At 73.3% G+C, this 20185-nt stretch carries 20 protein-coding genes and 1 tRNA gene; 8 read left to right on the plus strand and 13 right to left on the minus strand.

From position 1 onward, the window contains the following. The first annotated feature begins 79 nt into the window (after positions 1–79). Both IE180_RS25785 and IE180_RS25790 read left to right on the plus strand, forming a co-directional pair. The gene (locus IE180_RS25785) at positions 80–751 is read left to right on the plus strand and encodes a class F sortase (RefSeq protein ID WP_190159337.1); all 672 of its coding nucleotides are present in this window, start codon (positions 80–82) and stop codon (positions 749–751) included. Positions 752–943: 192 nt separating this feature from the next. Further along, a tRNA-Leu gene (locus IE180_RS25790) sits at positions 944–1031 on the plus strand. A gap of 182 nt (positions 1032–1213) precedes the next feature. Here IE180_RS25790 and IE180_RS25795 read toward each other — a convergent pair. Genes IE180_RS25795 through IE180_RS25805 form a run of 3 tightly spaced genes read right to left on the minus strand, consistent with a single transcriptional unit; the run spans position 1214 to position 2893 of the window. Next, positions 1214–1924 (minus strand): class I SAM-dependent methyltransferase, encoded by a 711-nt coding sequence (locus tag IE180_RS25795; RefSeq protein ID WP_190159338.1) that lies wholly within the window; start codon positions 1922–1924, stop codon positions 1214–1216. Positions 1925–1976: 52 nt separating this feature from the next. Further along, positions 1977–2471 (minus strand): hypothetical protein, encoded by a 495-nt coding sequence (locus tag IE180_RS25800; RefSeq protein WP_229860873.1) that lies wholly within the window; start codon positions 2469–2471, stop codon positions 1977–1979. Then, entirely contained in the window at positions 2465–2893 is a 429-nt protein-coding gene (locus IE180_RS25805) for an ATP-binding protein (RefSeq protein WP_190159443.1), read from the minus strand. The genes IE180_RS25800 and IE180_RS25805 overlap by 7 nt, the downstream gene beginning before the upstream one ends. 272 nt (positions 2894–3165) lie before the next feature. Between IE180_RS25805 and IE180_RS25810 the strand changes: the two genes are divergently transcribed. The 3 genes from IE180_RS25810 (at position 3166) to IE180_RS25820 (ending at position 5158) form a co-directional block, all read left to right on the plus strand. Beyond that, positions 3166–4041, plus strand: coding sequence for a Sco1979 family transcriptional regulator (locus IE180_RS25810; RefSeq protein WP_190159339.1), 876 nt, complete (start codon positions 3166–3168; stop codon positions 4039–4041). Next, a complete protein-coding gene (locus IE180_RS25815) occupies positions 4042–4278 on the plus strand; it encodes a DUF397 domain-containing protein (protein WP_015037566.1) in 237 nt (78 codons plus the stop codon). It abuts the gene before it with no gap. 73 nt (positions 4279–4351) lie between these two features. After that, the gene (locus IE180_RS25820; protein WP_190159340.1) at positions 4352–5158 is read left to right on the plus strand and encodes an SAM-dependent methyltransferase; all 807 of its coding nucleotides are present in this window, start codon (positions 4352–4354) and stop codon (positions 5156–5158) included. 60 nt (positions 5159–5218) lie between these two features. Here the strand turns inward: IE180_RS25820 and IE180_RS25825 are convergent, their stop codons facing one another. Further along, positions 5219–7108 (minus strand): M64 family metallopeptidase, encoded by a 1890-nt coding sequence (locus IE180_RS25825; protein ID WP_190159341.1) that lies wholly within the window; start codon positions 7106–7108, stop codon positions 5219–5221. Between the two features lie 45 nt (positions 7109–7153). After that, on the minus strand, positions 7154–8524 hold the full coding sequence (locus tag IE180_RS25830; protein ID WP_190159342.1) for a 6-phospho-beta-glucosidase: 1371 nt from the start codon (positions 8522–8524) through the stop codon (positions 7154–7156). Positions 8525–8638: 114 nt separating this feature from the next. Here IE180_RS25830 and IE180_RS25835 point away from each other — a divergent pair, with 114 nt between their 5' ends. Further along, positions 8639–9076, plus strand: a complete 438-nt coding sequence (locus IE180_RS25835) for a YchJ family protein (RefSeq protein ID WP_190159343.1) — start codon at positions 8639–8641, stop codon at positions 9074–9076. A gap of 35 nt (positions 9077–9111) precedes the next feature. On the opposite strand, the gene IE180_RS25840 is transcribed toward IE180_RS25835, so the two are convergent. The 3 genes from IE180_RS25840 to IE180_RS25850 all read right to left on the minus strand — a co-directional run bounded on the left by IE180_RS25840 (position 9112) and on the right by IE180_RS25850 (position 12968). After that, the gene (locus tag IE180_RS25840; protein WP_190159344.1) at positions 9112–11205 is read right to left on the minus strand and encodes an MDR family MFS transporter; all 2094 of its coding nucleotides are present in this window, start codon (positions 11203–11205) and stop codon (positions 9112–9114) included. Between the two features lie 66 nt (positions 11206–11271). Further along, positions 11272–11466 (minus strand): hypothetical protein, encoded by a 195-nt coding sequence (locus IE180_RS25845; RefSeq protein WP_373302824.1) that lies wholly within the window; start codon positions 11464–11466, stop codon positions 11272–11274. A 443-nt stretch (positions 11467–11909) separates the two neighbouring features. After that, positions 11910–12968 (minus strand): ATP-dependent DNA ligase, encoded by a 1059-nt coding sequence (locus tag IE180_RS25850; protein ID WP_190159345.1) that lies wholly within the window; start codon positions 12966–12968, stop codon positions 11910–11912. 52 nt (positions 12969–13020) lie between these two features. Between IE180_RS25850 and ligD the strand changes: the two genes are divergently transcribed. After that, complete coding sequence (gene ligD, locus IE180_RS25855; protein WP_190159346.1) at positions 13021–14049, plus strand: non-homologous end-joining DNA ligase; 1029 nt, start codon at positions 13021–13023, stop codon at positions 14047–14049. 391 nt (positions 14050–14440) lie between these two features. On the opposite strand, the gene IE180_RS25860 is transcribed toward ligD, so the two are convergent. Beyond that, positions 14441–15235: an IclR family transcriptional regulator gene (locus IE180_RS25860; protein WP_190159347.1), complete on the minus strand. Its 795-nt coding sequence runs from the start codon at positions 15233–15235 to the stop codon at positions 14441–14443. Between the two features lie 227 nt (positions 15236–15462). Here IE180_RS25860 and IE180_RS25865 point away from each other — a divergent pair, with 227 nt between their 5' ends. Next, complete coding sequence (locus tag IE180_RS25865; RefSeq protein ID WP_030686652.1) at positions 15463–15714, plus strand: WhiB family transcriptional regulator; 252 nt, start codon at positions 15463–15465, stop codon at positions 15712–15714. 30 nt (positions 15715–15744) lie between these two features. Here IE180_RS25865 and IE180_RS25870 read toward each other — a convergent pair whose 3' ends face one another. From IE180_RS25870 to IE180_RS25885, 4 genes are all read right to left on the minus strand, one after another. Beyond that, positions 15745–16719, minus strand: coding sequence for an acyl-ACP desaturase (locus tag IE180_RS25870; protein WP_190159348.1), 975 nt, complete (start codon positions 16717–16719; stop codon positions 15745–15747). Between the two features lie 353 nt (positions 16720–17072). Next, the gene (locus IE180_RS25875; RefSeq protein ID WP_190159349.1) at positions 17073–18746 is read right to left on the minus strand and encodes an ABC-F family ATP-binding cassette domain-containing protein; all 1674 of its coding nucleotides are present in this window, start codon (positions 18744–18746) and stop codon (positions 17073–17075) included. Between the two features lie 229 nt (positions 18747–18975). Then, positions 18976–19407 carry a spore wall synthesis regulator SsgD gene (ssgD, locus tag IE180_RS25880; protein ID WP_190159350.1) on the minus strand — a complete coding sequence of 144 codons (432 nt, stop codon included), beginning with the start codon at positions 19405–19407 and terminating at the stop codon, positions 18976–18978. Positions 19408–19684: 277 nt separating this feature from the next. Beyond that, the gene (locus IE180_RS25885) at positions 19685–20158 is read right to left on the minus strand and encodes a (4Fe-4S)-binding protein (protein WP_190159351.1); all 474 of its coding nucleotides are present in this window, start codon (positions 20156–20158) and stop codon (positions 19685–19687) included. Between the last annotated feature and the right edge of the window lie 27 nt (positions 20159–20185).

The raw sequence follows: 20185 nt of genomic DNA on the forward strand, positions 1-20185 counted from the left end.
AAACGGCCCCTCCGCCCCGGTGTGACGAGGTCCGGGACGGAGGGGCGCCAGCACGCGCGGAAGGCGGAGGAGGGCGGAAGTGGGGCGTTCGGACGGTACGGGAGGGCGCGGTGCCTGGGGCGCCGTCGCCGTCGTCCTCCTCGTCGGGGTGCACCTCGTGCGCGGCGGCACGGGGGAGTTCACCGCCCTCGGCCCGCCGCAGCCCCTCGCCGCGGCCGCGCCCGACGGGACTCGGGCCGCCCTCGCGCCCGTGTCCGTCCCCGCAGCCCTGCCGGCCTCGCCCCCCGTCCGGGTCCGCGTCCCCGCCGTCCGCATCGACGCGCCCGTCACCGCGGTCGGGCTCGACGCCGACGGCTGGATCGAGGCGCCGCCGCCCGAGGACGACCGGTTGGCGGGCTGGTTCACCGGGGCGGTCACCCCCGGCGAGCGCGGCACCGCCGTCGTCGTCGGCCACGTCGACACCCCGAACGGCCGGGCCGTCTTCTACGACCTCGGCGCCCTCGGCAAGGGCCACCGCGTGGAGGTCGTCCGGCGCGACGGCAGGACCGCCGTCTTCGCCGTGTACGGGGTGGAGGTCGTCCCCAAGGAGGGCTTCCCCGCCGAGCGGGTCTACGGGGACGCGGGCGTCCCCGAACTGCGGCTGATCACCTGCGGCGGCGCCTTCACCGAGGAGGGCGGCTACGCGGGCAACGTGGTGGTCTCGGCCCGCCTGGTCGAGGTCCGCCGGCCCCTTCCAGGTCAACCGACCTGACGGACTCCCGCCGAAGGATTGGCCCGGACCGCGTCCCGGTCGTCAGTGTGGCCTCCACGGAGCCGGCGTCGGGGGGCGCCGGGCTCCCACCCGGTACCGGTTGACCATGGGAAACGCTGGTGAAAGGCACCGCGAACCCCTGGTAGAGTTATCTCTGTCGCCGCGGGGGAAACCCGGGACGGCAATCACCCGGTCCGGGTGGCGGAATGGCAGACGCGCTAGCTTGAGGTGCTAGTGCCCTTTATCGGGCGTGGGGGTTCAAGTCCCCCCTCGGACACCACGCGGAAGTGCCGGTCGATCTCGTATCGACCGGCACTTCCCGTTTTCCCGTTCCCCGTCCGCGGATCGTCGCCCGAGCTCAGGGGCGTGGCGCCGCTCATCGGTGCGGCCACGAGCGGGTCCCCGCCGAGGACGCCGCCGGCACCGCGGGGAGCGCGCGGTCGAGGAGGTCCGACCCGACGGCTACGCCTTCCGCGCCACCACCAGCCTGCACCGCGGGCTGCCGTCCTCGCGGTGGCCCAGGGATCCGATCGGGACGAGGGTGACCTCGAAGCCCGACTCCTCCAGCAGGGTGCGGACGTCCGCGAGGCGGAAGGTGCGGTAGTACATGACGAACGGCGGCCGCCAGAGGGCGTTCCTGACGCGCATCGCCGCGTCGAAGCCCCACAGGGTCCAGTAGAGGCGGGATCCGACCGGCGGGGGCGCGGGGAGCGGGAAGGCGAAGGTGCCGCCGGGGCGCAGGGCCGAGTGGACCTGGGCGAAGAGGGCGCGCTGGGCGGCCGGGAGGAAGTGGCCGAAGGCGCCGAAGCTGACCGCCAGGTCGAAGGCCGGGGCGAAGGGGAGGGCCAGGGCGTCGGCGCGGACCAGATCGGCGTCCGGGTGGGCCTGCCGGGCCCGGGCCAGCATGCCCGTACTGAAGTCGACGCCCGTGATCCGGCCCGCGCAGACCGAGCGGAGCACGCCGAGGCCGGCGCCGGTGCCGCAGCAGACGTCGAGGCCCGGGCCGAAGGGGCCGAGGCCCTCCAGGGTCTCGGCGACCGCGTCGAGGAGGCGGTCGGAGGTGCGGAAGGGGGTCGCGTCGAACTTGCCGGCGAGCAGGTCGTAACCGCGCTCGACCGAGGAGAGGGCCTGGACGGTCAGTTCGCGGAGGCCGGGGCCCTGCGGGGTGAACATGGCACCGAGCCTAGGGGGTCACGCCCCCCGTGCGTCAGAGCGCCTCCGCGTGTCAGAGCGTGCTGCCCACCGGGGGCGCCGGCCAGGACGGGGTGGTTCCCGTCAGTTGGCAGGCGAGGAGGTAGAGGGGGATCGGCGGGGTGTAGGGAGAGGTGCCGTCGGGGTGGTGGATGAGGCGCGGGCCGCGGTCCGGGATCTCGGCACCGGGCGCGTAGCAGGCGGGCAGCGGCCAGGTGAGGTCGTGGTCGGAGCCGGCGGGGACGAGCCACCACCACCACTCGGAGTCGGCGTAGACGCAGCCCTTGGCGGGGAGCCGGGAGAGGACCTTGAAGCCGAAGCGGGCGGGGACGCCGACGGCGTCGCAGCCGAGCCCGGTGTGGAGTCCGACGGGCACGGTGAGGCGGGTGGCGCCGAGCCGGTGCGCGCCCCGGATGCGGTCGCGGGGGCCGGGCAGGGGTTCCGGTGAGCGGCGCGGGACCGGTACGGAGGCGGCCTCGGGGGTCCTGAAGGACCGCGGGAGCATGCGGATCGCCATCGACCTCAGCACGGTTCCCCCATGCCGTGGGCGAGTTCCGCCCAGACGATCTGTGCCGTGCCGAGGCCGGTGCGGTCGGCGCCCCAGGCGGTGCAGAGCGCGTCGACGATGAGGAGTCCGCGGCCGCGTTCCTCCTCGCCGCAGTCCCGTATCCGGGGGCCGGCGGGGCCGCCCTCGTCCCGCACGGCTATCCGCAGGGTGTCCTCTCCTTCGCGGAGCTCGCAGACGACGCGGTCGCTCGCGGTGTGCACGACGGCGTTGGTGACGAGTTCGGAGACGACGAGGGCGACCGTGTCGCGTATGTCGGGGCCGCAGCCCCAGAGGATGAGCCGCTCCTCCGCGAGCCGGCGGGCCCGGGCGACGGAGCCGGTGAGGGCCGGGAGCTCGAAGGCGAAGCGGCGGACGGGATCGGTGTGGTGCGGGCGCTGGGCCATGACCCGGGGGGCTCGAAGGCTCATGAGACCTGAGGGCTGCGCGTTACCAGAAGCCACGACCGGTTCCTCACAACAGTGGGCAGGACTGCCGTACGGCGCTGCCGCCCGGGCGCGGTGGCGCACGGAGGCAGCGTGTACTGGTTCACCGGAACACTGTCCTCCTGACTCGGACACTTGGCAAGTGGCACTCTGAAAATTGCAGAGTGCTGTGTTCTCTCTGGCTCGGCTTCGTGGCACACTCGTCGAAAACAGCGCGTCGGGGAGGTCTGAGAGTGAGCGAGCCGCGGTCCGCCCCGACAGTGGGACAGGTCGTCCTCGGAAAGCGTCTGCAGGACCTGCGCGAGCGGGCCGGCATGAAGCGGGAAGAGGCCGCGAAGATCCTCCGGGTGGCCCCGGCCACCGTCCGGCGGATGGAGACCGCCGAGGTCGCGCTGAAGATCCCGTACGTGCAGCTCCTGTTGAAGGAGTACGGGATCACGGACTCCGAGGCGGAGGGCTTCGTCGCCCTCGCGGAGGAGGCCAACCTCCCCGGCTGGTGGCAGCGGTTCCACGACGTGCTGCCCGGCTGGTTCTCCATGTACGTCAGCCTGGAGGGGGCGGCCAGCCTCATCCGGGCCTATGAACCCCAGTTCGTCCCCGGTCTGCTCCAGACCGAGGAGTACGCCCGCGCCATTCTGCGCAGCGGGGCGGTCGGTGGCGGCAGCGATGCCGCCAGGGAAGAGGAGACCGAACGCCATGTAGCCCTGCGGATGGAGCGTCAGTCCCTGCTGACCAGGGACGACGCCCCGAAGCTCTGGGTGATCATGGACGAGACGGTGTTCCGCCGACCGGTCGGTGACGGGCCCGAAGTGATGCGCGACCAGCTCGACCGGCTGCTCGAAGCGTCCGAGCTGCCGAACGTCACCCTGCAGATCGCGGAGTTCGCGTCCGGCCACCACCCCGGCACCTACGGACCGTTCGTCCTCTTCCGCTTCGCCATGCCCGAACTCCCGGACATGGTCTACAGCGAGTACCTGACCGGCGCGGTCTATCTCGACGCGCGTCCCGAGGTGGCATCCCACCTGGAGGTCATGGACCGCATGGCGGCGCAGGCCGCGACTGCACAACGCACGAAGGAGATCCTCCGGGACCTCCGCAAGGAGCTGTGAATGGATCGCATATACAACGGCATGCCCGCCGCGGAGCTCGGTGCCGAGGGTTGGCACAAGCCCTGGAGCGGCGGGAACGGGGGCAACTGCGTGGAGGCCATGAAGCTGGCCGACGGCAGGGTCGCCGTGCGACAGTCCGCAGACCCTGAAGGACCAGCGCTCATCTACACCCACGGGGAGATCGCCGCTTTCATCCAGGGCGCCAAATCCGGCCAGGCAGATTTTCTGCTCACCTGAACCTTCCGTCCCAGCCCTACCATCGCGTAACTCTTGTAGCAGCGCAGCCCGTTCATCCCGACCAGGAGAGCCGATGACCCAGGAATCCGCAGCCGTACGGATCGACACCAGCAAGCCGCATCCGGCGCGCATGTACGACTGGTTCCTGGGCGGCAAGGACAACTACCCGGTCGACGAGGAGATGGCCCGCCAGCTGCTCACCGTCGACGCCCGGGGCCGGGACATGGCCCGCGTCAACCGGGCCTTCATGCACCGCGCCATCCGCTGGCTCAGCGCCCACGGCGTCCGCCAGTACCTGGACGTCGGCACCGGCATCCCGACCGAGCCCAACCTGCACCAGATCGCGCAGGAGGCCGCGCCGGAGTCCCGCATCGTCTACTGCGACAACGACCCGATCGTGCTCGCGCACGCGGCCGCCCTGCTGCGCTCGACCCCGGAGGGGGCCACCGAGTACATCCAGGCGGACGCCCGCGAGCCCGAGGTCATCCTCGAAAGGGCCGGAAAGGTCCTTGATTTCGACCAGCCCATCGCCCTGTCGATGCTCGCCCTGCTGCACTTCGTGGGGGACGAGGACGGCGCGTACGAACTGGTCTCCAAGCTCGTCGAGAAGCTCGCGCCGGGCAGCTACCTGGTGCTCTCGCACGTCACCGGGGACTTCAACCCCGAGGGCGCGGCGCAGGCCGCCGCCCTGTACAGGGCGCGCGGGCTGACCCTGCGCCCCCGCTCGCGCGACGAGCTGGCCGCGTTCTTCGACGGCCTCGAGTTCGTCGAGCCCGGAGTCTCGCTCACCGCCGAGTGGCACCCGGAGCTGGGCGAGCCCGTCCCGGTCCAGGGCGACGACCCCATCCCGGGATGGGCCGCGGTGGCCCGCAAGCCCTGACCCGGTCCGTAGGAGAAGAGGGGCCCGCCGACGACGCCGGCGGGCCCCTCCTCCGTGCCGCTACGGCTTCACCAGCGTCACCAGGAAGCTCCGCGCCCGGCCGATGTTGCCGGCCGCGTCGATCGTCCGGTACTCCACGGTGTGCGTGCCGTGGTCCGGGGTCGCGTCGTCCCACGGCACCGCTCGGCTCCGGCCCAGCTTCCCGTACACCAGGCCGTCGATCACGGTGCCGCCCGGCGAGAAGCGGAAGGGCGCGGAGGCGTCCGTCGGCCAGCCGTAGTACGTGTACCAGCCGTCGCCGTCCACCCGGAACTGGCTCACCACGGCGCCCTCCCGGTCGTCCCGCGCGGTCAGCCGCATCGTGAACGCGCCGTCGTAGACGTACTCCACGGGACGCCCGGGACGCCGTACCGTCCGCAGCGGCTCGGACAGTTCGTACGCGGCGGTGGCCGGGCGGGCGTCCACCGTCCAGCTCAACTCCTCGCCGGTGCCCGCGAGACGGGCCGTGAGGGCGTGCGTTCCCGGCGTGATCCGCAGCGAACGCAGGTCCAGGTCACGGTCGTTGCGGCCGGCCGTCGCGACCGGTCGGCCGTCGAGCCGCCAGCGCACGGCGGGAGTGGCGTCCACCGCGTGGGTGGTGTCCGCGTGGACGACGCCGCGGGCGCCGACGGGGGGCCCGGTCGGGGTGTGCCCGGTGAAGCCGGGCGCCTCCGGACTCCGTACGGTGGTCAGCGAGGGGTCCACCGTCCAGGTGACGGTCCGGGTGAGCGCCGCCGAGGCGCGGACCGCCGGGTCGCGGACGAAGGGCGTCGGATCGGTGACCGCCGCCGTCAGGGTGTGCGTGCCGGGAGGGACCCGCAGCCTCCGCAGGTCGACGGTGCGGGCGCCACGGGTGTCGAGGGTCCGCCCGTCCAGCTTCCAGGTCACGGAGAGCGCACCGCCCACCGGGTGCAGGGTGTCCACCCACACCGTGCGGTCCGCCCCGATCGGCGCCGTGTCCGGGGTGTGGTCCTGGACCAGGTCCACCTTCGCCGAGATCGCCCGGACCATCACCTCGCGCTCCACCTGGTCGAAGGCGTAGCCGAGGGTCTTCATGAGGGAGTGCCGGCTCGGGCGCCACACGCCCTTCGTGCTGTACATCCCGCCCTCGTGGCGGCCGATGACCCCGCCGGACTCGCTCTCCTCGCCGAGCCAGCGCCACCACTTGGCCCGCTGCTCCCGCATCTGCTCCTCCGTCAGGAGCGTGTGGTGGACGGAGGAGGGCTCGGGCCCCTCGTAGGCCCCGCCGGGGACCCCGCGCGCGTAGTAGTCGTACTCGTCCTGGAGGCCGCCGAGCGAATGCCCTATCTCGTGCGGGGTGATGAGGGAGGAGAGCGCGTTGCCGCCGGAGGCCGTGGCGTAGCTCCCGCCCGCGCCGCCGTAGGTGTCGCTGTGGGCGAGGGCGACGATCTGCCGGTTGGCGCGGCCGGTGCCGGGGACGAGGTCGGCGAGCGCTCCGGCCTTCCGGCCGTCGACGGTGAGCAGCCGCTGCACGCTGTCCGGATCGCAGCCGCCCCAGAAGCCCATGTCGAGCGCCGTGTCACGGGCGGGCGCGCCGAGGCCCGGGTCGCAGTCCACGCCGGACTCCGCCGAGGGGACCTCCACCGCCCACACGTTGATGTACGAACGGTACGAGGCGAAGGGTTCGACGGACCACAGGGTGTTGAGGTGCCGTTCCAGGTCCGCCCGGAAGGCGGGCATCTCCGCCGCGGTGTAGCCGTCGCCCATGAACACCAGGTTGAACCGTCGCTCGGCGGGTCCGGTGGTCTGCACGGGGACGACGGTCGGACCCTCGCCCGGCGTGGGCGTCCCGGCGGCCGCCGGCGTGGTTCCCACCAGGCCGGCGGCCAGCAGACAGACCGCGGCGAGGCGGGCCGCCGCACGTCGAACTCCCTTGCGCTGTGAGGTCATGGGGCGCGAGCCTAGGCCGCGCCCCCCGCCCCGTAAAGGTGTTCGTCAGCCGTCCGTTCGCGCTCGGCCGTCCCGGCTCCGCAGCCAGGCGAGGCCCGGGTGCGCCGCCGTGTAGCCCTCCACGAGACGGCGGGCCACCGCCACCGAGTCCACCAGCGGATGCAGCGCGAAGGCCTTGACGGCCGTCGCCCGCGAGCCGCTCTCCACGGCGGCCAGGACCTCGCGCTCCACCGCCTTCACCGCGGTCACCAGACCGACGGCGTGGTACGGCAGCGGGTCCACCGACACGGGGTGGGCGCCGTTCGCGTCCACGAAGCACGGCACCTCGATCACCGCGTCCGCGTCGAGCACCGAGAGCGTCGAGCCGTTGCGGACGTTGAGGATCAGCGTGGTCCGCTCGTCCCGGGCGATCGCCCGCATGAGCGCGAGCGCCACCTTCTCGTAGCCGCCCGACTCCAGGTCCTCCTCGTCGCGCTCCCCGATCCCGGCGGCCTCCCGGTTGGCCGCCATGTAGGTGGCCTCGCGGTCGGCGAGCGTACGGTGCCAGGTGTCGAGGGCCGGAGCGTCGGGCTTGGCCATCTCCTCGTAGAAGGCGCCCTGTTGGTCCCGCAGATACGCTCCGCGCGTCCGCTCGGCCGTCCGGTAGGCGTGGACCGCCTCCCGGTTGAAGTAGTAGTAGTGCAGGTACTCGTTGGGGACCGCGCCGAGCGAGCGCAGCCACTCCGGGCCGAAGAGCCGGCCCTCCTCGAAGGAGCCGAGCGCCTCCTCGTCGGCGAGCAGCCGCGGCAGCACGTCCCGGCCGCCGACCCGCAGCCCCCTCAGCCAGCCCAGGTGGTTGAGGCCCACGTAGTCGATCCAGGCCTCGTCCGGGTTCGCGCCCAGGACGCGGGCGACCCGGCGGCCGAGGCCGACGGGGGAGTCGCAGATGCCGACGACCCGGTCGCCGAGCACCCGGGACATCGCCTCCGTGACCAGGCCGGCCGGGTTGGTGAAGTTGATGACCCAGGCGTCGGGGGCGAGTTCGGCGATCCTCCGGGCGACGCGTACGGCCACGGGCACGGTCCGCAGCCCGTACGCGATGCCGCCCGCCCCCACCGTCTCCTGGCCGAGCACGCCCTCGGCGAGCGCGATCCGCTCGTCGGCCGCCCGCCCCTCCAGACCGCCGACCCGGATCGCCGAGAACACGAAGTCCGCCCCGCGCAGCGCCTCGTCCAGGTCCGTCGTCGCCGTCACCGCCGGCGCGTCCGGCACCCCCTCCGCCTGGTCCGCGAGGACCCGGGCGATGGCCGAGAGCCGCCCCTCGTCGAGGTCGTACAGGGTGACGTGGGTGACCCGCCCCTCGGCGTGGTCGCCGAGCAGGGCGCCGTACACCAGCGGCACCCGGAATCCGCCGCCTCCGAGAATCGTCAGTTTCATGCCCGTACGCTACTCGGGCGCGCCCTCCGGGCCGCGGGATTCCGGGCCGCCGTCCACGGGGCCGTCCACATGACGGGCGCCTCCGCGATCCTCCGGGTGGGGGAGAATGACGCCATGTCCCGACGCAAGACCCGCCCCCGCACGTCCCCGGCCCCCGCCGTGACCGCGGCCTCGCCCTGCCCCTGCGGCCTCGACGCCGCGTACGGCGCGTGCTGCGGCCGGTTCCACTCGGGCACCGGCGGTGCGGCGCCCACCGCCGAGCTCCTCATGCGCTCCCGTTACAGCGCCTTCGTCGTCCGCGACGAGGCCTATCTGCTGCGCACCTGGGCGCCGGGGACACGGCCGGGCGAGGTCGAGTTCGACCCGGGGACGCGCTGGGCCGGCCTGGAGATCGAGGGGACCACCGAGGGCACCGCCTTCCACTCGCACGGCACCGTCACCTTCACGGCCCGCTACGTCCACGGCGGCGAGGCCGGCTCCCTGCACGAGCGGAGCCGTTTCGCCCGCCACGAGGGCGCGTGGGTGTACGTGGACGGCGACTTCCTGGACTGAGCCGGGCCTCTCGCCCGGCCGGGCCGGCTCCCGGCTCAGCGCGCGCCCGTGCCCGCCGTCACCCGTTCCCTCGGGATTCCGCTCGCGAGGTCCTCGGCCACGATCTTCTTGGCGATGGCGTCCGTCGCCACCCGCAGCTCGGGCCCGCTGGGCCGTCCGCGCTCCTGCTCGACCCGGTCGGCCAGCCAGTCGCCCCAGGCGTGCGTGATGACGTCCGCCTCGCGCCTGCCCGCCCGGGTGTGGGAGAGCAGGCTGCCGTCCCGCGTCAGGAAGCCCTCGTCGACCATCCGGTCGAAGACCGGCAGGAGCACCTCCGGCGGCACGCGCCGCCCGGCCGAGATCAGGCCCAGGCTGGCGTGCCCGACGGTCCGGGTGTAGAGCTCGACCTGCATGACCGCCCAGGCCCCGGCGAAGTCGAGCCGGGTGTCGGAGTCGCCGACGATCCGGCGGGCCGTCTCCATGTCCTGCCGTCGCAGGATCCGGCCGACGACCAGTTCGAGGAGCTTCTCCGAGTCGCCGGACATGGTGGGGGAGCCGAAGCCCTCGCCCATGTCGGGGGCGGCGGAGCGGGCCGAGTCGCGCAGCTCCACCTGCTTCAGGAAGAGGGCGACGACGAAGCCGACGGCCGCGACCGGCACCGTCCAGAGGAAGACGGTCTGGAGGGTGTCCGCGTACGCCTGGACGATCGGCTCGGCGATCCGCGGGGGGAGTCCGTGGAGCCCGGCCGGGCTCTGGGCGGCCTGCGCGATCCCGGCCGGGTCCACGCCGAGGCGCCGGGCGACGGCGGCGGCCTCGACGATCCCGCCGGTGAGGTTGGGCCGGAGGGAGTTGGCGTAGATCGTTCCGAAGACGGCCGTGCCGAAGGAACTGCCGAGGGTGCGGAAGAAGGTGACGCCGGAGGTGGCGGTGCCGAGGTCGGCGTAGTCGACGGTGTTCTGCACGGCGATGGTCAGGACCTGCATGCACAGGCCGATGCCGACGCCGAGGACGAACATGTACAGCGATTCCGGCCCGGTGCCGGTGTCCGGTCCCATGAGGGAGAGCAGGAAGAGGCCGACGCCCATCACCAGGCACCCGACGATGGGGAAGATCCGGTAACGGCCGGACCTGCTGACGACGTTGCCGCTGAAGATCGAGGCGATGAGCAGGCCGATGACCATGGGCAGGGTGCGGATGCCGGACATGGTCGCCGACTCCCCGTCGACGTACTGCAGATAGGTCGGCAGGAAGGTCATCGCGCCGAGCATGGCGAAGCCGACCACGAAGCTGAGCACGGAGCAGACGGTGAAGACCGGGTTCCGGAAGAGCCGCATGGGCAGCATGGGCTGGACCGCCCGGGTCTCGACCCAGCAGAACAGGCCCAGGGCGACGAGGCCGCCCGCGAAGAGTCCGATGATGACGCCGGAGTTCCAGGCGTACTCGTTGCCTCCCCAACTGGTCGCCAGGATCAGGGCGCTGGAGCCGACGGCGACGAACGCGATGCCGGCGTAGTCGATGACCGGCCGGCTCGCGGAGCGCACCGAGGGGATCGTGCGGGCGGCGGCGATGACGACGAGGATCGCGATGGGGACGTTCACGTAGAAGGCCCAGCGCCAGCTGAGGTGGTCGGTGAACAGACCGCCGAGGAGCGGGCCGATGACGGTCGAGACGCCGAAGACGGCCCCGATCGCGCCCTGGTACTTGCCGCGGTCGCGCAGGGGGATCACATCGGCGATGAGCGCCATCGAGGTGACCATCAGACCGCCGGCGCCGATGCCCTGGAGGCCGCGCCAGACGATCAGCAGCGTCATGTTGGTGGCGAGTCCGCAGAGGAACGAGCCGGTGATGAAGACGACCGCGGAGATCTGGAAGACCACCTTGCGGCCGAAGAGGTCGCCGAACTTGCCGACGAGGACGGTCGCGACCGTCTCCGCCAGCAGGTACGAGGTGACCACCCACGACATGTGGGCGGCGCCGCCGAGGTCCGCGACGATCGTGGGCAGGGCGGTGCCGACGATCGTCTGGTCGAGGGCGGCGAGGAGGACGCCCAGCATGATCGTGCCGAAGACGATGTTGCGGCGGCGGCTGTCGAGCACGGGCGGCTCGGTGGCGGCCGGGGGCGCGGGCGCTGCGTCGCTGATCGTGGTCACTCTCGCAGCGTCACACCGCCACCGCCCTCACGCATGCGGGGGACGGCCGGAGGGGTGTCGGTCCGGTCAGGGGGTGATGGGCAGTCGGGGATGGTGCTTGGCGAGGATCTTGTTGGCCCGCGCCAGGGCGGCGAGCGCGTGCTCGCGGTCCGCCCGGTCCTCCGCGCAGAGCGGTCCCCGGAAGCGGTACACCTCGCGCGCCGCGCAGTCCGCGTCGACCTCGGCCTGGAGGACGTGCAGCGGCAGGCAGGCGCCGATCATCGCGGCCACGCTGTCGGGGATCGGGACGGGAACGAGGCGCGAGGGCGAGGTGATCACGGGTCAGTCCTAGTCGGTCCGGGAAGGGTACGGAAGGGTCTCCACCTCCATACGTACCGGATGGCCGTACCGGTTCCGGCACGGCGGTGTCGCGGCCGGGTGACGGCGGGGCGCGCCGGAGGAGGGCCGCGCGGGCCCCGGGGGAGCGGACCGGGCGAGGGCGCGGTCCGGCCCGGGACGCGTTCCCGCAGGTACGGGGGCGGCCGCCCGCCACCGCTCCGCGCACCGATCTTGCGCATCGCGCGGGAGTTCGTCGAACGTACCGTCGGATCGAGGCGCCGGGGGCGGGCGGCCCGGCCGTGGAATGTGTGGCATCTCACGTACCGGCCCGGCCGCTTCCGCCGGCGCGCGTTCCGTGCCCACGGCCCGCGGGCCGCCGCCACGGCCTACGCGAAGATCTCCGCCAGGTCGTACGAGACGGGCTCCTCCAGCTGCTCGTAGCCGCAGGACTCCGGCGTCCGGTCCGGGCGCCACCGCTTGAACCGGACGGTGTGGCGGAAGCGGTCCCCCTCCATGTGGTCGTAGCCGACCTCGCAGACCCGCTCCGGCCGCAGCGCCACCCACGACAGGTCCTTCCTGCCCGCCCAGCGGCTGGGAGCGCCCGGCAACCGGGCGCTCTCGTGCGCGGCCCCGTCCGTCCACGCCGCCCACGGGTGCCCGCCCGGGGGATCCATCCGGAGCGGCTCCAGCTCCTCGACGAGTTCGGCGCGGCGGGCGGCGGTGAAGGCCGCGCACACGCCGACGTGCTGGAGGGCGTCCCGCCCGTCGTACAGGCCGAGCAGCAGCGAGCCGACGACCCGCCCGCTCTTGTGGAAGCGGTATCCGGCCACGACGACGTCGGCCGTCCGCTCGTGCTTGATCTTGTACATGAGGCGGACGTCCGGCTCGTACGGCAGGTCGAGCGGCTTGGCGACCACCCCGTCGAGGCCGGCGCCCTCGTACTGCTCGAACCAGCGTGCCGCGAGCTCGGGGTCCCGGGTCGCGGGGGCCAGGTGGACGGGCGCGTCGACTCCGGCGAGGACCCGCTCCAGGGCCGCCCGGCGCTCGCTCAGCGGGGTGTCGAGCAGAGAGTCGTCCCCGAGGGCGAGCAGGTCGAAGGCGATGAACCGGGCCGGGGCGGTCTCGGCGAGCAGGCGGACGCGGGAGGCGGCCGGATGGATCCGCTCCGCGAGCCGGTCGAAGTCGAGGCGGCCGTCGTGCTCGACGACGATCTCCCCGTCGACGACGCAGCGCTCCGGCAGCCGGGCCGTCAGCGCCCCGACCAGTTCGGGGAAGTAGCGGGTGAGCGGCTTGCCCGTCCGGCTGCCGATGACGAGCTCCGGCCCGTCCCGGTGCACGATCGCGCGGAAGCCGTCCCACTTCGCCTCGTAGTGCATCCCGGGCGGGATCCGCTTCACCGGTTTGGCGAGCATCGGTTTCACGGGCGGCATCACCGGAAGATCCATGGGGAGATTGTCCGGTATGCGGTGCTCGTCGGCGAGCCCTAGGCTGACCGGCATGGCAGGCAAGGCGGCAGCGGTGGAGCTCGAGGTCGGCGACCGGACCGTGCGGATCTCCAGTCCCGACAAGGTGTACTTCCCCGAGCCCGGCTACACCAAGCTGGACCTGGTCCGGTACTACCTGGCCGTGGGCGACGGCATCACCCGCGCCCTGCGGAACCGCCCCACCACCCTGGAGCGCCGGCCCGACGGGGTGGACGGCGAGTCCTTCTTCCAGAAGCACGCCCCGAAGAACCTCCCGGACTGGATCCCGACGGCCCGCATCGCCTTCCCCAGCGGCCGGACGGCCGACGAGATGTGCCCCACCGAGACCGCGGCCGTGCTCTGGGCGGCCAACCTCGGCGCCGTCACCTTCCACCCCTGGCCGGTGCGCCGGGACGACACCGACCACCCCGACGAGCTCCGTCTCGACCTCGACCCCCAGCCCGGCACCGACTACGCCGACGCCGTCCGCGCCGCCCACGAGCTGCGCGCGGTCCTCGACGAGCACGGCCTGCGCGGCTGGCCGAAGACCTCCGGCGGCCGGGGTCTCCACGTCTTCGTGCCCATCCTGCCCGAGTGGACGTTCACCCAGGTCAGACGGGCTGCGATCGCCTGCGGCCGGGAGCTGGAACGGCGGATGCCGGACCGGGTCACGACGCGGTGGTGGAAGGAGGAGCGCGGCGAGCGGATCTTCGTCGACTACAACCAGATGGCCCGGGACCGCACGATGGCCTCCGCCTACTCCGTCCGCCCCCGGCCGCACGCCCCCGTCTCGGCGCCGCTGAGGTGGGAGGAGATCGGCGAGGTCGTGCCGCGGGACTTCGACATCAGGACGATGCCGGACCGGTACGCGGAGGTCGGCGACGTCCACGCCGGCATGGACGACGAGCGGTTCGGCCTGGAGTCGCTGCTCGAACTGGCCCGGCGGGACGAGGCGGAGCGCGGTCTCGGCGACCTGCCGTACCCGCCGGAGTACCCCAAGATGCCGGGCGAGCCGAAGCGGGTGCAGCCGAGCCGGGCGAAGGAGGGGGCCGAGGGGGAGTAGGGCGGGAAGGGGAACGGAGGGCCGGGAAGGGGAACGGAGGGCCGGGACGTCTCCGGGCGGGCGGCACCGGCACGCACGGCTCGGCGCCTTCGCCGAGGAGCTCCTCGCGCGGGGATGCGGCCCGGTCGCCTCCGACGCGCCCGGTCACGGCGACTCCTCCGGCAGGGCGGGCGACATCGTCGAGTACCGCGAGAGCATCCGGGAGTTGCACGCCCGGCACGGCGCTCCGAGGCCGTCGCCGCCCACTCCTCCGGCGTCCTCGTCGTCCTCCTCGGAGCCGAAGAGGGCGAAGACGCCGCCCTCGCCCAGCCCCGGCTCGGTCGCGATCCGCCCCGGGGACGGGCCTCCGAGTCCCTCGACCGAGGCGACGTCCGCCCCCCGGCCACGGGCCCTACCCGAACCGCTCTCCCGGCTCCCGCCGCTCCGCCGGGGCGAGCAGCAGCACCTCCAGGGCCCGCGCGCAGGCCCGCGCCTGCGCCAGGTACCAGTCGAGCCGCGCGTCGGTGATCAGCTCGGGGGTCCCCCGCACCGCGAGCGCGAACCGGGCGTGCCCCGCGCGCCCCAGGACCGGCACGGCCAGCGTCCGGACCCCGTGGACCGGCTCGCCGTCCTGGAGGGCGTACCCCGCCTCCCGTACGCGCGCCAGCTCGGCTGCCCGGTCGGTCGGTTCGACGACGGACCGCTCCGGGGACCCGTGCGGCGACGGCAGCGCGCGCGGGCCGTCCTCGGCCGCCCGGGGCCACGCGAGCAGCACCTTCCCGAGCGCCGTCGAGTGCAGCGGCCGGCGCAGCCCCACCTCCGGGGTCACCGGACCGCCCGCCACGATCACCGCGTGCGGGCCGCTGCGCAGCGCCAGATCGGCCGCCGCGCCCGTCCGCCCGGCGAGATCGGACAGCTCGGGCGCGGCCCGGTGCAGCCCCCGCTGGTGGTACGAGAGCCGGCCCAGTTCGGTCACCGCCGGACCGAGCCGGTAGCGCGCGGTCCGGGCGTCCTGCTCCAGGAAGCCCGCGCCGAGCAGGGTGCGGGCCAGCCGGTGCGCCGTCGAGGTGGAGAGCCCGAGCCGGCGCGCGAGGTCGGAGGCGCTCAGATCGGGCCCGTTGTCGTGGAAACAGTGCAGCACGTCCAGTGCGCGGCGGACCGCCTGGGCGCCCGCCGGGGGTCGGACGATGCCGGCCTCGGTCGTCATGGGTTCGCTCCCCGTGGGTGATCGGGCTCCCACGCTCCCACATGACGGGAGACGAACCAGGCTCCCCACGGGGTCGGAAACACTCTGTTCACGCGTGGTCCGGCACGCGGGAGCCGTGTTCGAGGGGGGTGACGGAGCGGCGGACCTCCCGCCGGTCCCGGCACCGGATATCCGCCATTGATCGAACGTTGATGGCGCGTTTACGGCCCCTGGGCAAGCTGTCGGTCATGCAGACGGATACCGACGTGCTGACCGCCCCCGACCTCTCCTGGCGCGAGAACGCCCTGTGCGCCCAGGCCGGCCCGGAGTTCTTCTTCCCGGCCCCCGGCTCCTCGACCCGCGAGGCGAAGCAGCTGTGCGGGGCGTGCGAGGGCCGCCTGGCGTGCCTGGAGTACGCCCTCACCCACGACGAGCGGTTCGGGGTGTGGGGCGGCCTCTCCGAGAAGGAGCGCGGGCGGCTCAAGCGGCGGAGCCGCTGAGCCGCCGGACGGCGCCCGGGAGCGGGTGGTTCAGCCGGCCGCGCGCGCGGCCATCCGGGCCTTGCGGGCCGCGAGCTTCTCGTCGAACTTGCTCGCCTCGCTGTCCAGCCCGTTCATGTAGAGCCCCAGCTCCTCCTGGGCGCGCAGGCCGTCCGGGCCGAGGCCCTCGATCTGGAGGACCTTGAGGAAGCGCAGGACGGGCTGGAGGACGTCGTCGTGGTGGATGCGCATGTTGTAGATCTCGCCGATGGCCATCTGCGCGGCCGCCCGCTCGAAGCCCGGCATGCCGTGTCCGGGCATCCGGAAGTTGACCACGACGTCCCGCACGGCCTGCATGGTCAGGTCGGGGGCGATCTCGAAGGCCGCCCCCAGCAGGTTGCGGTAGAAGACCATGTGCAGGTTCTCGTCGGTGGCGATCCGGGCCAGCATCCGGTCGCAGACCGGGTCGCCGGACTGGTGGCCGGTGTTGCGGTGGGAGATGCGGGTGGCGAGCTCCTGGAAGGCCACGTACGCGACGGAGTGCAGCATCGAGTGGCTGTTGTCGGACTCGAAGCCCTCGCTCATGTGCGCCATCCGGAACTGCTCCAGCTTGTCCGGGTCGACGGCGCGCGAGGCGAGCAGGTAGTCGCGCATCACGATGCCGTGCCGGCCCTCCTCGGCGGTCCAGCGGTGCACCCAGGTGCCCCAGGCGCCGTTGCGGCCGAACAGGCTGGCGATCTCGTGGTGGTAGCTCGGGAGGTTGTCCTCGGTGAGCAGGTTGACCACGAGCGCGATCTTGCCGATCTCGGTGACCTTGGACTGCGACGGGTCCCAGGCCTCGCCGTCCTCGAAGAAGCCGGGGAAGTTCCGTCCGTCGGACCACGGCACGTACTCGTGCGGCATCCAGTCCTTGGTGACCTTCAGGTGCCGGTTGAGCTCCTTCTCCACGACCTCTTCCAGCGCGTAGAGCAACCGTGCGTCGGTCCACTCCGCCGAGCTGCCGAGAGAAGGGGAGGTGAGCGTCACGGGAACTCCTGGGGATGGGGGACGGGGAGGGCGTACAGGCGTACCTACGGATTCGTAGGTTACGAGACCGTAGGTTAAGGCTCCGTAAGGCGTCGGCCAAGCCCGTCCCGGCGATGTCCGGTTACGTTCCGTTATGCGCGCAGCTCCGGCGGGGCGCCGGAGACGCAGGTCACCCCCGGACGGCCGCCGGGGAACCGAGCGGCCGACTACACAGCGCACGCGCCCGACGGCTCAGCGCACGCGGCGACCGGGGCCCGGCCCGCCCCGGCCCGGAGGAGGAGCCGAGGCCGGGGTTCCCCCGGCGAGGGGGGGCGACTCCGGGGCTTCGCCGTCGGGGGAGCCGGCCCCGGGGCTCACCCCGCCGTCAGGCCCTGGTCCTCGCTCCGGCGGGGGTTCGGGGCGGTCCCCCTGATCTCCTCCGCCGTCGTCGGTCGCAGCCTCCCGTCGAGCAGCAGCCAGCGGGTGATCCCCAGCGACTCGAGGAACGCCACGTCGTGGCTCGCCACGATCAGCGCCCCCTCGTAGGCCTCCAGGGCCGCCGTCAGCTTCCGCACCGACGCCATGTCCAGGTTGTTCGTCGGCTCGTCCAGCATCAGCAGCTGCGGGGCCGGCTCCGCGAGGAGCAGCGCGGCGAGCGTCGCCCGGAACCGCTCCCCGCCCGACAGGGTGCCGACGGGCTGGTCCGCCCGCGCCCCGCGGAACAGGAACCGGGCGAGGCGCGCCCTGATCGCGTTCGCCGTCGCCCCGGGCGCGAAGCGCGCCACGTTCTCCACCACGCTCAGCCCGTCGTCGAGCACGTCGAGCCGTTGCGGCAGGAAGCGCAGCGGCACCCGCGCGTCCACCTCGCCCGCCGAAGGCTCCAGCTCCCCGGCGACCGTCCGGAGCAGCGTCGTCTTCCCGGAGCCGTTCCGGCCGACCAGGGCGATCCGCTCCGGGCCGCGCAGCTCGAACGAGCCGTCGACCCGGACCCCGTGGCGCAGCTCCAGCTCCCTCAGGTGCAGCACCTCGCGGCCCGGGGGCACCGAGGTGCGGGGCAGCTCGACGCGGATCTCGTCGTCGTCCCGTACCGTCTCCACCGCCGCGTCGAGCCGCTCCCGCGCCTCCGAGAGGCGTTCGGCGTGCAGGGTGCGCTGCTTGCCGGCCGTGACCTGGGCGTTGCGCTTCTGGCTGTTCGCCACGAGCTTCGAGGCGACCCTGTTCTCGAAGCTCTTCTGCCCGTACCGCTTGCGGCGCGCCGACTTCACCTGGTTGTCGGCGAGTTCGCGCTTCTGGCGCTGCACGTCGGCCTCGGCGACCCGCACCATCCGCTCCGCCGCCTCCTGTTCGGCGGCGAGCGCCGCCTCGTACGCGGTCCAGTTGCCGCCGTACCAGGCGACCTCGCCGTCGCGCAGATCGGCGATCTGGTCGACCCGCTCCAGGAGTTCCCGGTCGTGGCTGACCACGACCAGGACCCCCGACCACTTCTCCACCGCCTCGTACAGACGGGCACGGGCGTGCAGGTCCAGGTTGTTGGTGGGCTCGTCGAGCAGCAGCACGTCGGGCCGGGCGAGCAGCAGCGCGGCGAGGCGCAGCAGCACGGACTCGCCGCCCGAGATCTCGCCCACGGTCCGGTCCAGGCCGACGTGGTCGAGCCCGAGCTGGTCGAGGACGGCCCGCGCCCGCTCCTCGACGTCCCAGTCGTCGCCGAGGGCGCTGAAGTGCTCCTCCGCGGGGTCGCCCGCCTCGATGGCGTGCAGGGCCGCCCGCTTGCCGGCGATGCCGAGGATCTCGTCCACCCGCCGCGAGGTGTCCAGGACCAGGTTCTGCGGGAGGTACCCCAGCTCACCGGTGACCTTGACCGTGCCGTCCTGCGGGGTCAGTTCGCCCGCGATCAGCTTCAGGAGAGTGGATTTGCCGGAGCCGTTGAGCCCGACGAGGCCGGTGCGGCCGGGGCCGATCGAGAGCCGGAAGCCGTCGAGGACCTCGGTGCCGTCGGGCCAGGAGAAGGAAAGGGCGGAACAGGTGAGGAAAGTGGGGTGGTGCGCCATGGAGGCCTCCCGGTCGCGCGAGCGTGGAATGGGGCAACGCGAGGAGACACCGGGGCGCGGGCAGTGGGGAGAACGGCTCGTACGCCGAGGTCGAGAACGGCACGACGCGGCACGGGGGCACGCGCGGCTCGGTGTCTCGCAACCTCAGACGAGCAACGTCCTTCTCCGATCGGGCGACGACAAGGTCGCTACGGACCGTACGCCCCGGCCCGGGAGGCCCGCAAACGATTTACGCGGCGGGCCCCCACGGACGCTCGCGGAGCAGCTCCGCGAGGCCCTGGTCCCAGTCCAGGTACTGGTGCTCGCGCCCCGTCGGCACCAGGTGCTGCGAGCGCTCCAGGAAGCGGCGCAGCTCGGAGGTCCGCACGTGGACCATGGCCACCCCCTCCGGGGCGTGGAACTCGACCACCGTGCGGTCGTAGCCGTACGGACGCAGCCGCACGTCCCCGTCCCCGGCCGGACGCTCGACCCCCTGCACGAGCAGCTCGCGCGCGAAGGCCCAGGAGACCTCGACGCCCTCCAGGGTCGCCGGCGGCGGGAAGGCCATGCTCACGGCGTACGGATCCTCCCGGTCGTACCGCAGCGTGGCGGGGACGGTCTCCATCCGGGGAGCGGACGCGACCAGACGGGCCTGCACGGCCTGCTCGATGACGGCGGACAAGACCGGCTCCTCTCACGCGGGCTTCGGATCCTGTGCGTCTCCCCGACACCAGGGCACCTGACACCCCTCAAGACGAGCGGCGGGGCCGGAACGTGCACTCCCCCTCCACGTGAGTTGCGTCACCGGGCGGCCGGCGCCCGCCGGGACGGCCCCTCGGGCACCCGGAGCGAGGCCCGTCGTCGGCCGGTGCCGTCAGGCGTCGCCGCGCGTACGGCCGGGGCGGGCGGGACCCGGCGGCCCGGACGGGGTCGGTGCGCGCACGCGGCCGGGCCGGCCGTCAGCGTTCTTCCGGCACATCGTCGTCGTCCGGTTCCGCGCAGGGGCCGGAGCGGTCGCAGTACGGCCGGTTCCCGGACGCCCCGCAGCCGCAGAGCACCACCCGCGTCTCGTGCCGGTCGCCGTGGGCGCCGGTCACGACGAGGTCGCCCCGCACCACCAGCTGCCCGGCGGGCGTGCGCCGGATCGTGGTGGGGGAGTCAGGGGGCTCGGCGACGGCGTCCCCGGGGCGGTGGTGGTACTGGAGCGCGCCGGAGGGGCAGCGCCGGACGACCTCCGAGACCCGGGCGGGCTCGGCGGCGCCGGGCAGCACCCACGGGCGCCGGGACGGGTCGAAGACCTCCGGCAGGCCGTGGACGCACTCGGCCGCGTGCAGGCAGCGGCGCGGCTCGAAGGTGACGGTGATGCCCTCGCCCTCGTACTCCTTGAGCTTCGGCTTCTCGTCGCCCGTCCGTTCGCCCGTACGGTCGGTCATGCGACCCAGCCTAGGAACGCCCGGCCG

The organism is Streptomyces litmocidini (genome assembly GCF_014649755.1).
In the GTDB taxonomy this organism is placed as follows: Bacteria; Actinomycetota; Actinomycetes; order Streptomycetales; family Streptomycetaceae; genus Streptomyces; species Streptomyces litmocidini.

Excerpts from the sequence above, each read along its gene's own strand:
- IE180_RS25795 (WP_190159338.1), bottom strand. The coding sequence starts at position 1,924 with ATGTTCACCCCGCAGGGCCCCGGCCTCCGCGAACTGACCGTCCAGGCC.
- IE180_RS25805 (WP_190159443.1), bottom strand. The coding sequence starts at position 2,893 with ATGGCCCAGCGCCCGCACCACACCGATCCCGTCCGCCGCTTCGCCTTC.
- IE180_RS25815 (WP_015037566.1), top strand. The coding sequence starts at position 4,042 with ATGGATCGCATATACAACGGCATGCCCGCCGCGGAGCTCGGTGCCGAG.
- IE180_RS25820 (WP_190159340.1), top strand. The coding sequence starts at position 4,352 with ATGACCCAGGAATCCGCAGCCGTACGGATCGACACCAGCAAGCCGCAT.
- IE180_RS25825 (WP_190159341.1), bottom strand. The coding sequence starts at position 7,108 with ATGACCTCACAGCGCAAGGGAGTTCGACGTGCGGCGGCCCGCCTCGCC.
- IE180_RS25830 (WP_190159342.1), bottom strand. The coding sequence starts at position 8,524 with ATGAAACTGACGATTCTCGGAGGCGGCGGATTCCGGGTGCCGCTGGTG.
- IE180_RS25835 (WP_190159343.1), top strand. The coding sequence starts at position 8,639 with ATGTCCCGACGCAAGACCCGCCCCCGCACGTCCCCGGCCCCCGCCGTG.
- IE180_RS25845 (WP_373302824.1), bottom strand. The coding sequence starts at position 11,466 with ATGATCGGCGCCTGCCTGCCGCTGCACGTCCTCCAGGCCGAGGTCGAC.
- IE180_RS25850 (WP_190159345.1), bottom strand. The coding sequence starts at position 12,968 with ATGGATCTTCCGGTGATGCCGCCCGTGAAACCGATGCTCGCCAAACCG.
- ligD (WP_190159346.1), top strand. The coding sequence starts at position 13,021 with ATGGCAGGCAAGGCGGCAGCGGTGGAGCTCGAGGTCGGCGACCGGACC.
- IE180_RS25860 (WP_190159347.1), bottom strand. The coding sequence starts at position 15,235 with ATGACGACCGAGGCCGGCATCGTCCGACCCCCGGCGGGCGCCCAGGCG.
- IE180_RS25865 (WP_030686652.1), top strand. The coding sequence starts at position 15,463 with ATGCAGACGGATACCGACGTGCTGACCGCCCCCGACCTCTCCTGGCGC.
- IE180_RS25875 (WP_190159349.1), bottom strand. The coding sequence starts at position 18,746 with ATGGCGCACCACCCCACTTTCCTCACCTGTTCCGCCCTTTCCTTCTCC.
- IE180_RS25885 (WP_190159351.1), bottom strand. The coding sequence starts at position 20,158 with ATGACCGACCGTACGGGCGAACGGACGGGCGACGAGAAGCCGAAGCTC.